A 12,653-nucleotide genomic window follows, 5' to 3' on the forward strand; every position below is an offset into this window, starting at 1 on the left:
AAGTTGGAAAGGATGGACTTTAAAATGGCTGATCAATATCAATCAAGAGAGGAGCGCCGAAAACAGCAGCAAGCAAAGGGCAACCCAAAAACAAAAACAAAAACAAACAAAAAACCTAAAGGGATTATAAAAAAAATATTTTTAACCCTTGTCGCCCTTGGAATTGTCGTGATTTTGGCCGGGGTTGGAACTTTTGCCTACATGGTGAAAGACGCTCCAAAACTTGATCCAAAGGTTTTAAAAGATCCCATTTCATCGAAGATTTTAGATATGAATGGCCACCTGCTGACTGAAGTCGGCGCTGTTAACAGGGAATATGTCGACTATAAGGATATACCAAAGCTTTTGGAGAATGCCGTCCTGGCTACGGAGGATTATCGCTTTTATAAGCACCATGGAATTGATCCTATCCGTCTTGGCGGTGCTGTGCTGGCTAATATTAAGCATGGATTTGGGGCTGAAGGTGGAAGTACCATTACCCAGCAGGTAATTAAAAATTCATTTTTAACACCTGAAAAAACAATAAAAAGAAAAGTAGAAGAAGCGTGGCTTTCCTATCAGCTAGAACAGAAATATACAAAACACCAAATTTTTGAAATGTATGTCAATAAGGTAAATATGTCAGAAGGCAGCTACGGGATGGCAACGGCTGCTGAAACTTATTACGGAAAGAAACTAAAGGATTTGACATTGCCTGAAGCTGCCTTGCTAGCGGGAATGCCACAAAGTCCTAATAATTACAATCCATTTACAAATCCTGACTTGGCAGAAAAAAGACGTAATATCGTATTATCCTTAATGCATCAACACGGTTTTATTTCAAAGCAAACGATGGAAGAAGCCATGAAAGTTCCGATTAAAAAAGGATTAGTAAAAGAAGACAAGCGCAAGATTGATGAAAAACCTTTCGATTCTTTTGTTGATGCGGTAATTGATGAAGTGAAACAGCAAGGAGATTTTGATATTTTCTCCGATGGTTTAACTATTTATACAACAGTGGATCCAAAGGCACAAAAATATGTTTATAAAATGCTGAACACTCAGGATGTTATTAACTATCCTGATAAAAAATTCCAAGCTGGTGTTTCACTTCTTGATACGAAAACTGGAGCGATCCGGGCAATCGGGGGCGGTCGAAACCAGCAAGTAAAACGCGGTTTCAATTATGCAATTGATACGAGACGCCAGCCGGGTTCAACCATCAAGCCTGTCTTGGATTACGGCCCTGCCATTGAATATTTAAAATGGGGAACATATCAGACGATTGATGATAAACCGGTAAAATATTCAACTGGCCAAACCTTTGGAAACTGGGATGGTCGCTACATGGGGAGAATGACCATTCGAACTGCATTGCAATTATCTAGAAATACCCCAGCTGTTCAAACCTTACAGCAGGTAGGATTGGATCGTGCCAAAAAGTTTGCTAATAATTTAGGGATTCCTTTGAAAGAAATTTATGAATCCTATGCAATCGGTGGATTAAGGGACGGTGTATCTCCTCTTCAAATGGCCGGTGCATATAGTGCTTTTGGCAATAATGGTTTATATACAAAACCATATGCAGTGATAAAAATTAAACTACGTGATGGAACTGTCATTAACACCACACCAGAAACACAAGTTGTGATGAAAGATTACACAGCCTTTATGATTACCGATATGCTTAAAAGTGTCCTCCAATATCCGGGTACAGGGACGAGGGCTAACGTCCCAGGTCTTCATATTGCAGGGAAGACAGGAACAACTAATTATACGGATGAGGAAAGAGCCCAATGGAATATCCCGAGCAGCTCTTATATTCCGGATGCCTGGTTCTCCGGTTATACACCAAATTACACAGCATCGATTTGGACCGGATATAAAGACAGGTCCACCCCAATTGCACCTGGGGAGGGTCAAAAAATTGCTCAAGATATGTTTAGGAATTTGATTTCCTATGTATCTGAAGGGAAACAAACATCCGATTTCCCTGTTCCAAATAGTGTTCAAAGGGTAAGAATTGAAAAAGGCTCAATGCCGCCGGTACTTGCGAGTCAATATACACCATCCAATTTAGTCATTACAGAATATGCTGTTAAAGGGAACGCACCTAGCAGGGTATCAACTAGATATGATAAATTGAATGCACCTGGAAGTGCATCTGTAAAATACGACGAGAAAAATAATCAGCTTGTTCTTAAATGGAGCTATAAAAATAAATCATCAGCAAATATTCAATTCGCTATCTCTGTCGATAATGGTTCTGGACAAACAAGTTTAACAACGGGCAAAAAGTCAATTACAATTCCAAATGTTACACCAGGAGCAACTTATAAATTTACCATTGTTGCAACCGACGGTAGCCGGAAGAGTGATTCGGCTGCTGCAAGCTTCACCGTACCAAAAGCACCTGAAGAAACACCCCCTGGAAATGAAAACAATGGTGATAACGGCACTGAGAACGGCACACCATCTGATACGAATCCAGGACAGGATACCGGTCAGGACCAGGGCAACGGTACTGGCACTGGTACTGGTACTGGCACTGATACTGGTACTGATACTGGCACTGATACTGGCACTGGCACAGACACTGAACAAGGACAGGGTCAAAATCAGGGTACTGGGACCGAACAAGGAAATGAACAAGGTAATAAGGATCAAGGAACTGGTGACACTAATACCGGCACAACAGACGACGGTACCAATACGCAAGACACTGAACAGCCCGGTACCTAATAAGTCCACGAAAAAAGCGTCTAGCCCTTTGGCTTTGACGCTTTTTCTTTAATATTCTTTTTAACAAACTGTTTTTCTTGTTCAAGAAAAAGTTCAGAAAGCTGACGATAGGAATGAAAAAGGTTGGGTCTTTTGAGGATAAAGCCAATCCTCTCACCAATGTTAACAGGTCTGTATGGTAATGAATCAAGTGGCAGTGGTTCTTTATCAACCACTTGCAATTCATTCGACCAAAATAAGAATTTAAGAAATAAGTTAATCCCTTTTTTCATTCCCAGATTCGTATTCTCTTGATCACGATTGCGATAAAATTTTTCAAGATCTGTTTTGATCTGTCCCCATTCCAAAAGAAGACTTGGGATTACTTCGGAAGGGTTCTCCCAAGGTTTTTCAGTATCAACTCGATTTTCCATTAGGAAACATCCTTTGCCTTCATCCGCTTCTTTCCTTCCCTGCATAGCTCTAATAAAGGACAAGAAGGACATTGCGGGTTTTGTGCCTTACAATGGTATCTTCCAAAGAAAATCAGGCGATGATGGGTTACTGACCATTCCTCGGCTGGTATTTTCCTCATTAGCGTCTTTTCCACCTCAAGAACAGAATCTTTCCAGCGGCAAATGCCTAACCGTTTACTCACTCTTTCGACATGGGTATCAACGGCAATAGCCGGTATATTATACGCAACAGAAACCACGACATTTGCAGTTTTTCTTCCAACTCCAGGGAGCTTTGTGAGTTCATCACGATTCATTGGAATTTCTCCATTATACTCTTCTAGTACCATTCGGCACAGGCTCTGAATATTTTTAGCTTTGTTGCGATACAGACCAATCGAACGGATATCCTTTTGAAGCTCTTCAAGCGAAACGCTTAAATAGTCTTCAGGTGTTTTGTACTTTTGAAATAAGGTTTTCGTTACTTTATTGACGAGTGCGTCTGTACATTGGGCTGATAAAGAAACTGCGATGATTAATTCAAAGGGATTAGAATGATTTAATTCACAATGTGCGTCAGGAAACATCTCGCCCATTTTATCAAGACAAAAGCGAATTTGTGTATTATTCAACAAAACTGTTCACCTACCAAACTTAAAATAAAAATAAACGAGAGAATCACCTCTCGCCAGCTGAGATTTTATTGTTCGAGCCAATTGTAGAAAGGAACGGTTGGGGGTTGTTCCGAATCTTCCTGGCTTGTTTTTCTATTTTGCTGTTGTTTATTTCGAAATTTTCGACCATGGTTTTTTGCTTGTTCGATTGTTTTAATTCCGTTCTTTTTCCATTCAAATAAAATTCGATCAATATAACGAAAATTCAATTTACCAGACATTACTGCTTCGCGTAATGCAGCTTTAATAATAATGGGGTCATGATGATCATCATCCATCCACATCGCCAATGACTCGCATTCAAATGGGGATAAGGGACGCCCGAATTCTTTTTCAAAACATGTATAAAGATCTGTTTCTTCAGATTTTTTATTTTCCTCATCAATGCGTTTATTTTTCATCAAGAATTGTTCAACCAATTTCTCAAGTAAAGGAATCACAGAATACCTTTCATACCGAATCCCATCCTGTGAATATTCATCATTGATTTCAATACATCCCTTTTGGATGAGTCTTCGCAGCATTTCGTTGCATTCCGCTATGGAAACTGTCATACGGGAGGAGAGTTCTTCAGGGGTTGGAAATTGATTTCCTTTTTCGATAAAAGTCATAATATTTAATAAAAGAACAAGTTCGTATTCGTTTAAATTTAAATTTCGATACTCTGAAAATAAAATAGCCGGGACAGTAATATTACCTTCCTGAAGCCATGAAACAATCGTTGATTTCATATATTAAACACCTCCCGTTAAGTATAACATGAACAAGCCATGGTAGTAAGAAGTATTAGAAATCCAACATTGGTAAAGAAAACTATAAGTAAAAAAAGTCTGCATTAGCAGACTTTTTCATCAATAAAGACTATCCCTGACGCTTTGACTCCACAAATTGACGCATTCTAGCAACTGCTTTTTCTAATAAATCCAAAGATGTCGCATAGGAAAGACGAATATTATCTGGAGTTCCAAAACCAGAGCCTGGAATAACGGCAACTTTTGCTTCTTCGAGTAATGCAGATGCAAAGTCATCCACATTATTAAATCCAGTAAGCTTTGCCGCCTCTTTCACATTTGGATACAGATAAAAGGCTCCTTGTGGCTTTACACACGAAAAACCTGGAATAGAAACTAATTGATCATAAATAATTTCTAATCGCTGTTCAAAGGCTTGACGCATTTCCTCGACAGGCGCCTGCGTGCCGTTATAAGCCGCAATAGCCGCATATTGTGCAGTTGTTGTTGGATTCGATGTACTGTGACTTGCTAGGTTTGTCATTGCTTGGATAATTCGACTGTTACCGGCAGCATAACCAATTCTCCAACCAGTCATGGAATGGGATTTGGAAACACCATTGATAATAATAGTCTGAGCTTTCAGTTCAGGTGAAATTTGAGCAATTGAAATATGTTTATGATCACCGTACACAAGCTTTTCATAAATTTCATCTGAAACCACTAGGATGTCCCTTTCGAGGCATACCTTTCCTAATTCCTGAAGCTCATCCGCTGTGTAAAGGACACCTGTAGGATTGCTTGGTGAATTAATGATAACGGCTTTAGTCTTATCTGTAATGGCACCAGCTAACTGCTCCGGAGTAATTTTAAATTGGTTTTCTTCTTTACCCTCAATATAAACCGGTACCCCACCTGCAAGCTTAACCTGTTCAGGATAGCTGACCCAGTAAGGAGTTGGAATAATTACCTCGTCCCCATCATTTAACAGAACTTGGAAAAGGGTGTATAAAACATGTTTAGCACCATTTCCAACAATGATTTCATTTGCCTTATAGGAAATTCCTTGGTCCTTTTCAAATTTTTCAATAATCGCTTTCTTAAGTGCAGGTAAACCCGCTGAAGGAGTATATTTTGTATGACCAGCCTGCATCGACTCTGTTGCTGCATCTAAAATGTGCTGTGGTGTATTAAAATCAGGCTCACCAGCACCTAATCCAATAACATCCTCACCTTGTTCTTTTAATTCTTTTGCTTTTGCTGTAATCGCTAATGTTGATGAAGGCGTTAGCGCCAACACCCGATTTGCAAGATTTACCAACTTCTTCTCCTCCATTCTCCAACTATACTAAAAGTTTTCAATTTTTTTTAGCCATTCGCCTGTTTCAAAGTGAATGTAATAATAATTTATTAAATTATTTTTTGAACGGTAATAAATTTCCCATAAAGGGATGTTTTTCTCCATTCCTAAGCGAACAGAAATAATCTTTTCAGGATTTTTTTCTTGTAAAAGCTTCTTTATTGCCTGTTCTTTTGTAAGACCTGCATTCGCATTTCTTACGATAATCTGTTTCGTCTTTTCAGGAATCCAAACGATAATTTTTTGACCGTTTTTGGCTTTTCCTTCAATGACATTAACCGTATCGATTCCATGATAGACATGAAAGTCATCCACCTCTTTAATGGCAACTTTTTTCTCAGCAAGAGCAACGGCTTTTTTTTCTGCAGTATTAAGTGGTTCTTGGGCTTTTACATAAACCTTAACCAAAATCCCTGTAAAAACTAATATAATTACTACGAGACTTACAATCCATTTTTTCACGTTATCACTTCACTATGTACGATAAATGGTAAAAATCGCTTTATTTTTATCTTCTTGATCTAGGGCAAGTCCAAACATGAGGTCTTTTTCCTTTAGTGTGCGATTCAGAGCATCCACTATTTTATATAAATCAGGACCATGCTGGATTTTAACCGTTGATAAGACTTCAATTTTACTCTCCATATCCTGCCTCCTTTATTGCCAAATCGGAAAACTCCTCAACTATTATAACAGGTGTGCACGGTTTCGTGTTTTAATTTACCCAATATTAGATTAATTTTTTGCCTTTATTCATCCCCTTCAATTGGGATGTTAAAAACCTCATAGTTGGACTCTGTAAATTTAATGGTCACAGTACCTTGCTTCTTTGTAAAATATACTTCCGACCAGGAATCCTGTAAATCCTGGATCATATCAATATCCGGTGAGTTTTTTTCTGCAGAAAAAAGAATCGATATTTGCGGATTGACCGTATGAATTAATTTCTCAGATAAAGAATTGTCCTCGACCATCGTTGGAACCTTAAAGACATTGATATCACCTAGATTTTTTTTCATTAACATCTCCTGTGACCTTGGACTATAGGAAGTCATAAAAAAGAGGCGATGTTTATAAAACTTTAAAGTAAAATCTAACCCCTCATCCTGTTCATTTCCTGAAAACTGAACGTTTGCAAATACCTCAGGTAAAATCTGTTTCGCTGTCCCTTCTCCCCAGACCTTTATAGGGATTAAATTAGCGCCATGGAAATGCGCCGACAATTGACTTGAAATTTCACGTGTTGTCACAATTTCTTTTATAAAATAATTGGAGATTAAATGATTAATTTGAGATTCATTTAATCCTTGTTTATTCGTTAAAATTAAAGAATTAATTTCTTTTACTCCATAGAACCGAAGCCATTCATCTAATTCTGACTCTACGCTCTCTCCACCTGTATTCACTAATATATTTTCATTATTAGGGCCTTGAATAAGGGTTGCCTCCCCGTTTGTTAACCCCAAAAAAGATACGGCCATTTCATGGTCTTTCAATTTTAAGTTGATACTTTCAAAATCATCCGGGATTAATGAAGAGGCAAAACCCAATGTAGTATTTTGTAAAAATAGAGTTATTAGGATTAGTAAAATTCTCATACACATTCCCTCCCCTATATTATCTATAGGATGTGTAATTTTACCAAATTTTATCCGAATTTAATGGTTAGGAAGATTTCATCTTTCATAACCACTCGTTAATAATCTCCACAAGTTCATCTATATTACCTTTTTTGACCGGAACAGCAGGAATGGACTTTAAAAAGGCATTGCCATACTTCGTAGTGATAATCCTTTTATCAAAAACAATGACAATCCCCCTGTCTGAAGCTGTTCGAATCAATCGGCCAAAGCCTTGTTTGAAACGAAGGATTGCCTCTGGAAGAGAATAATCCGAAAAGGCATTCCCACCCTGTTGGGTGATATATTGACATTTTGCCTCCGTAAAGGGTTCATCCGGCGGGCTAAATGGAAGCCTAACAATAATAAGGCAGGATAAATCCTCTCCGGGGATATCTATACCTTCCCAAAAACTACTTGTCCCAAGTAAAATGGCCTTATCATAGCGCTGAAAATTTCGTGTTAATCTTGTTCTGCTACCACTGGAAATACCTTGAGCAAAAATCGCAAAATCGCTTAAAAAACCACTTTCTTTAATGAGTTCATATGTCTTTTTCAGCATGTCATAGGCTGTGAAAAGTATCAGCATTCTTCCCTTAGTTGCTTCAGAAAGTGAAATAATATGTTCTGTAATGGTTACAACATAGTCATCCAGTGAGACAGAATTGATTTCCGGTAAATCCTCCGAAATCAATAGCTTAACATGATCTCCGTAATCAAATGGAGAAGGAATCATCATGGTACAAGCGGAAGGAAGGCCAATCTCCTTCTTTATATATTCAAATGAATGGTTAACCGTTAACGTGGCGGATGTCACAACAACACTTTTCTTCATATTGAAAAACTTGTCCCTGAGCGCTACTGCAACTGAGGCTGGTTTCGCTATAAAGGTTGTTACGTTTTGTGGAGACCTATAGTCTACTTCCATCCATTTTACAAAATTTGTTTTTAGAATAAAGCATGCTTGGACCGTATTTTTCAATTCTTCTAAATCGTGTAGAAATGAAATCAATTCCTCGATTATATTCCTATGCTCTTGTGTCAGTTTGCCTTTGTTATTCTCAATCCATGCTAATCTGTCCATCATGGCTGAATGCAAATCCTTTAGCAAGAATGCAAATCTTTCTGCACTATGGACAAGTGCTGACTTCTCTTTTCCATGGTCTTCGTCTGAAAAGCGCACCTTTGCGCGGGTGAATCCCTTTTTGTTACTTCCCATCTTTTTGGCATATAGGGCGATCAGCTTAAAAAATTCATCCATTTCATAAAATAAATCTGTTGCCAGCTTGTTTATTTTAGATGTATGTGTCAACACTTCCGCTTTGCTGCCGGATAATTTCAGCAATTCCTCAAACTGATAAAAAAGCTGTTTCTGTTCATAGTGACCAAATTTGCTTAACAGCATTCTAGTGGACAAATAATCTAAGCTAAAGCCAAAAAACTGACTGGCTACTTTCTCAAAATGATGTCCTTCATCAATAATGCAGAAATCAAAATTAGGCAGAATGGTCCCATTGGCGGAAAGATCACTTAATAGTAAAGAATGATTGGTAATGATTAAATTTGCTTCCTCAGCTGTTTTTTTAGCCCGAAGATAGAAATCCTTTTCAAGCCATTCATTTGATTGTATAAAAACAGTTGGGTCATTTTTTATCCGATTCCAATAAAAAGATCCTCCGCTTGCCAGATTTAATTCATCTTTATCACCTGTGTCTGTTTCCATCAACCAGACCAGGATTTGCATTTTCGTTAAGGTTGTATCGTAATTATCGTTTTCATCTAATAAGGTTTCGTTGAATTTCACCAGGCTTATATAGTGACTTCTTCCTTTCAAAAGCACTGATGTGAATTTAAAGGGAAGCATTTTTTCAAGCATTGGGATTTCTTTTTTAATAATCTGCTCCTGGAGCTGAATGGTATGAGTACTCACCACAATAGGCTGTCCGTTTTGCTTAGAATAAAATACACTTGGTAATAAATAACCAAGAGATTTTCCTACCCCTGTCCCCGCTTCAATCAACAAATGCTCCTGTTTTCGAAACGCTTGATAAATTCCATCCATCATTGTAAGTTGACCGGTTCTATTTTCAAAGTTTTTAAAGGCCTGCTTTATTATTTTGATTTTTTCCGCTTCTTTTTCAGGATAATGAAGAGACTCCTTTTCCCGATTTACTGATTGCTTCGCAGTTTCTTTTTTTAAAGCAATTCCCTTAAACATTTCAAGCCCTTCTGGCAGGACCTCTTCAGTAAGATCCTTCTCCACGAGTAACTCGTCCAGCAATTGCTGTAAATCACTTTTAAGACCGCCTGAAAGATGTGAAAGCTGTCTTAATGTTGTGATGGGCATTGATGCCAGTTTGTTAAGCAAAATAAGAAATAATTCTGCTGTTACTTCGGCATCACTGTCGGCTTGATGCGGACGATCGTGCTGCAGATTTTCTTTTTCTGCTAAATCTGACAACTTATAGCCGTCTGCTGTTGGATACAGAATCCTTGCCATTTCCACCGTGTCTATTACTGATCCGTAAAATCCCTCAAAGCCAGCAAGCTGTAATTCTTCCTGAAGAAATGATAAATCAAATAATACATTATGTGCAACGAAATAAGCCCCTTCAAGAATTTTCTCTATCCTTGGGGCAATTTCTGAAAACTCAGGAGCATCCTTTACCATATCATCATCAATACCAGTCAATTCTACAATAAAAGCCGGAATTTGCTTTATTGGATTAACCAGTGATGAAAACTTTTCTGTGATTATACCGTTTTCAATGACCACTGCTGCAAATTGAATAATTCTATCCCCTTTTTTAGGAAGATTACCTGTGGTTTCTAAATCTATAACAACATATTTATTTTCTAACATTATTTACACCTCAAACCTTCGTTCATTAAAACGGTATCACAAAAAAGGTAAAAGAAAAAGAAACTATTTCAAGAGATTTAAAACTATTATATAAAAAGAACCTAAAAAAAGAAAAATCCCCAAAAGAGGGGATTACATCACTGTTAACGCTGGTTCAGCGTGTAGCAATTCTTTTATTTTGTTGTTTTCATCCATAATGGCGACCCTTGGGTTATGCTCAGATAATTTTTCTTCTGAAACGAACGCATAGGAAATAATAATAACAATATCCCCTTTTTGAACAAGCCGTGCCGCCGCACCATTTAAACAAATCACTCCGCTGCCGCGCTCACCGGGAATAATATAGGTTTCAAGACGGGCTCCATTGTTGTTGTTGACAATTTGCACCTTTTCATTGGCAAGCATCCCAACCGCATCCAAAATATCTTCATCAATGGTAATGCTGCCCACATAGTTTAAATTCGCTTCTGTAACAGTTGCGCGATGGATTTTACCGTTCATCATCGTACGAAACATGATAGTTCTCCTCCCGGTCTTTGGTTGTTTTTCTATTGTACAGACTAATCTATTTCTAAGATGAAATTATCAATTAAACGAACATTAGTAAAATGTACAGCCAATGCGATGATGAATTTCCCCCCTAATCTTTCTAAAGGAAGTAACTGAGGGTAGGACAATATTTCTATATAATCAATACGTCCACTGCTCTCTGAAGTAATCATTTCCTCAATTATACTGATTAGTGTAGAAGGGTTTCTCTCCCCCTCATCCATCACCTTTTTTGCTTGCAGCAGGCTTTTATGAAGAACAACTGCCTGCTTTCTATCTTCAGGAAGTAGATTTACATTTCTTGAGCTCTTTGCAAGCCCGTCTGCTTCACGAACAATATCAACGGGTACTAATTCCACCGGGAAATTTAAGTCGGTAATTAGCCCTTCAACAACTGCCACTTGCTGGGCATCTTTTTTCCCGAAATAAGCCCTTGTTGGCTGCACAATATGGAAAAGCTTCGCCAAAACTGTTGCCACCCCGTCAAAATGACTGGGACGTGATTTTCCGCATAAAACGTCCGTACGTTTCTGAACCACTAAGGTAACGGATGAAGGATTCGGATACATTTCCTCAACAGAGGGGTAGAAAAGAAAATCTACCCCCTCACTCTCCGCCAAGGCCCGGTCCCGTTCAAAATCGCGGGGATAGGTGGCAAAGTCCTCATTTGGACCAAACTGAAGTGGGTTTACGAATATGCTTAATACCACCAGCTCATTTTCTTCTCTAGCTTTTTTTATAAGACTGAGATGACCCTCATGCAAAAAACCCATGGTTGGGACAAAGCCGATCGATTTTTCTTGTGCTTTTTGATTTAAGACCTCTGCTTGCATTTCTTTGACAGCTGGAATTACCCTCATTGTTTTCCTCCATAAAGACCTTGAAGTTCTTCTTCTTTCATTGTAAAGGAGTGTTGATCTTCCGGGAATTTGTTCGATTTAACCTCTTCGGTATAGGCTTGGATTGATTCCGTAATAAATGGATCAAGATTTGAATATTTCTTTACAAACTTAGGTACCCGTTCAACTCCATACCCTAAGACGTCATGATATACAAGGACTTGTCCATCTACATTTTGCCCTGCACCTATCCCAATCACTGGAATGTTCAATTCTTTTGAAACCTCATGTGCAAGCTGCTTTGGAACACATTCTAAAACAACGGCAAATGCACCTGCACGTTCACACTCTCTTGCATCTTCAAGCAATTTAATCGCTGCATGGGCATCTTTGCCCTGAACCTTATATCCGCCTAATACGCCTACAGATTGTGGTGTTAACCCTAAATGGGCACAAACCGGGATTCCAGCCTTGGTAAGGGCAGCTATTTTTTCAATAACATCATCTGCTCCTTCAATCTTTACCGCATGTGCACCTGTTTCTTGAATCAATCTCCCGGCATTTTTCAGGGTTTCATGAAGGGACAGATGATACGTTAAAAACGGCATATCAGCGACAATAAAGGTGTCTTTGGCTCCACGTTTAACCGCTTTTGTATGGTGGATCATGTCATCAAGGGTTACGGGGATTGTAGAGTCATAACCGAGGACAACCATACCCAATGAGTCCCCAACTAATATGATGTCTACTCCTCCTTGCTCGGCATGTTTAGCGGAAGGATAATCATAGGCCGTTAACATGACAATTTTTTCTCCGTTTTGTTTCATTTTCAGAAAATCAGTCGTTTGCTTCATCATCGTACC

General features: G+C 38.5%; 12 protein-coding genes. 1 reads left to right on the plus strand and 11 read right to left on the minus strand.

The window, feature by feature from the left end; genetic code table 11:
• Positions 1–24: 24 nt before the first annotated feature.
• Positions 25–2,721 (plus strand): PBP1A family penicillin-binding protein, encoded by a 2,697-nt coding sequence (locus M028_RS0106880; RefSeq protein WP_026573243.1) that lies wholly within the window; start codon positions 25–27, stop codon positions 2,719–2,721.
• Between the two features lie 20 nt (positions 2,722–2,741).
• Here M028_RS0106880 and M028_RS29575 read toward each other — a convergent pair whose 3' ends face one another.
• From M028_RS29575 to panB, 11 genes are all read right to left on the minus strand, one after another.
• The gene (locus M028_RS29575) at positions 2,742–3,134 is read right to left on the minus strand and encodes a YpoC family protein (protein ID WP_051590959.1); all 393 of its coding nucleotides are present in this window, start codon (positions 3,132–3,134) and stop codon (positions 2,742–2,744) included.
• The gene (nth, locus tag M028_RS0106890; protein WP_026573244.1) at positions 3,134–3,790 is read right to left on the minus strand and encodes an endonuclease III; all 657 of its coding nucleotides are present in this window, start codon (positions 3,788–3,790) and stop codon (positions 3,134–3,136) included. The genes M028_RS29575 and nth overlap by 1 nt, the downstream gene beginning before the upstream one ends.
• Before the next feature lie 65 nt (positions 3,791–3,855).
• The gene (locus M028_RS0106895) at positions 3,856–4,560 is read right to left on the minus strand and encodes a DnaD domain-containing protein (RefSeq protein ID WP_026573245.1); all 705 of its coding nucleotides are present in this window, start codon (positions 4,558–4,560) and stop codon (positions 3,856–3,858) included.
• A 130-nt stretch (positions 4,561–4,690) separates the two neighbouring features.
• A complete protein-coding gene (locus tag M028_RS0106900) occupies positions 4,691–5,881 on the minus strand; it encodes a pyridoxal phosphate-dependent aminotransferase (protein WP_269320921.1) in 1,191 nt (396 codons plus the stop codon).
• A gap of 27 nt (positions 5,882–5,908) precedes the next feature.
• Positions 5,909–6,382 carry a cell wall elongation regulator TseB-like domain-containing protein gene (locus tag M028_RS0106905; RefSeq protein WP_026573247.1) on the minus strand — a complete coding sequence of 158 codons (474 nt, stop codon included), beginning with the start codon at positions 6,380–6,382 and terminating at the stop codon, positions 5,909–5,911.
• Positions 6,383–6,394: 12 nt separating this feature from the next.
• Complete coding sequence (locus M028_RS31980) at positions 6,395–6,565, minus strand: YpmA family protein (protein ID WP_071353850.1); 171 nt, start codon at positions 6,563–6,565, stop codon at positions 6,395–6,397.
• A gap of 104 nt (positions 6,566–6,669) precedes the next feature.
• Complete coding sequence (locus M028_RS0106915; protein WP_026573248.1) at positions 6,670–7,518, minus strand: hypothetical protein; 849 nt, start codon at positions 7,516–7,518, stop codon at positions 6,670–6,672.
• Between the two features lie 85 nt (positions 7,519–7,603).
• Positions 7,604–10,402 carry an ATP-dependent DNA helicase DinG gene (dinG, locus tag M028_RS0106920; RefSeq protein WP_026573249.1) on the minus strand — a complete coding sequence of 933 codons (2,799 nt, stop codon included), beginning with the start codon at positions 10,400–10,402 and terminating at the stop codon, positions 7,604–7,606.
• Positions 10,403–10,534: 132 nt separating this feature from the next.
• Positions 10,535–10,918 (minus strand): aspartate 1-decarboxylase, encoded by a 384-nt coding sequence (gene panD / locus M028_RS0106925; protein WP_026573250.1) that lies wholly within the window; start codon positions 10,916–10,918, stop codon positions 10,535–10,537.
• A gap of 44 nt (positions 10,919–10,962) precedes the next feature.
• Positions 10,963–11,811 carry a pantoate--beta-alanine ligase gene (gene panC, locus M028_RS0106930; RefSeq protein WP_026573251.1) on the minus strand — a complete coding sequence of 283 codons (849 nt, stop codon included), beginning with the start codon at positions 11,809–11,811 and terminating at the stop codon, positions 10,963–10,965.
• Positions 11,808–12,644 (minus strand): 3-methyl-2-oxobutanoate hydroxymethyltransferase, encoded by an 837-nt coding sequence (gene panB, locus M028_RS0106935; RefSeq protein WP_026573252.1) that lies wholly within the window; start codon positions 12,642–12,644, stop codon positions 11,808–11,810. The genes panC and panB overlap by 4 nt, the downstream gene beginning before the upstream one ends.
• Between the last annotated feature and the right edge of the window lie 9 nt (positions 12,645–12,653).

Source organism: Bacillus sp. UNC438CL73TsuS30, assembly GCF_000482325.1.
Classification (GTDB): domain Bacteria; phylum Bacillota; class Bacilli; order Bacillales; family Cytobacillaceae; genus Neobacillus.

What these genes read in the sequence shown, in the direction of transcription:
- M028_RS0106880 (WP_026573243.1), top strand. Translation starts at nt 25, where the DNA reads ATGGCTGATCAATATCAATCAAGAGAGGAGCGCCGAAAACAGCAGCAA.
- M028_RS29575 (WP_051590959.1), bottom strand. Translation starts at nt 3,134, where the DNA reads ATGGAAAATCGAGTTGATACTGAAAAACCTTGGGAGAACCCTTCCGAA.
- M028_RS0106895 (WP_026573245.1), bottom strand. Translation starts at nt 4,560, where the DNA reads ATGAAATCAACGATTGTTTCATGGCTTCAGGAAGGTAATATTACTGTC.
- M028_RS31980 (WP_071353850.1), bottom strand. Translation starts at nt 6,565, where the DNA reads ATGGAGAGTAAAATTGAAGTCTTATCAACGGTTAAAATCCAGCATGGT.
- M028_RS0106915 (WP_026573248.1), bottom strand. Translation starts at nt 7,518, where the DNA reads ATGAGAATTTTACTAATCCTAATAACTCTATTTTTACAAAATACTACA.
- dinG (WP_026573249.1), bottom strand. Translation starts at nt 10,402, where the DNA reads ATGTTAGAAAATAAATATGTTGTTATAGATTTAGAAACCACAGGTAAT.
- panD (WP_026573250.1), bottom strand. Translation starts at nt 10,918, where the DNA reads ATGTTTCGTACGATGATGAACGGTAAAATCCATCGCGCAACTGTTACA.
- panC (WP_026573251.1), bottom strand. Translation starts at nt 11,811, where the DNA reads ATGAGGGTAATTCCAGCTGTCAAAGAAATGCAAGCAGAGGTCTTAAAT.
- panB (WP_026573252.1), bottom strand. Translation starts at nt 12,644, where the DNA reads ATGAAGCAAACGACTGATTTTCTGAAAATGAAACAAAACGGAGAAAAA.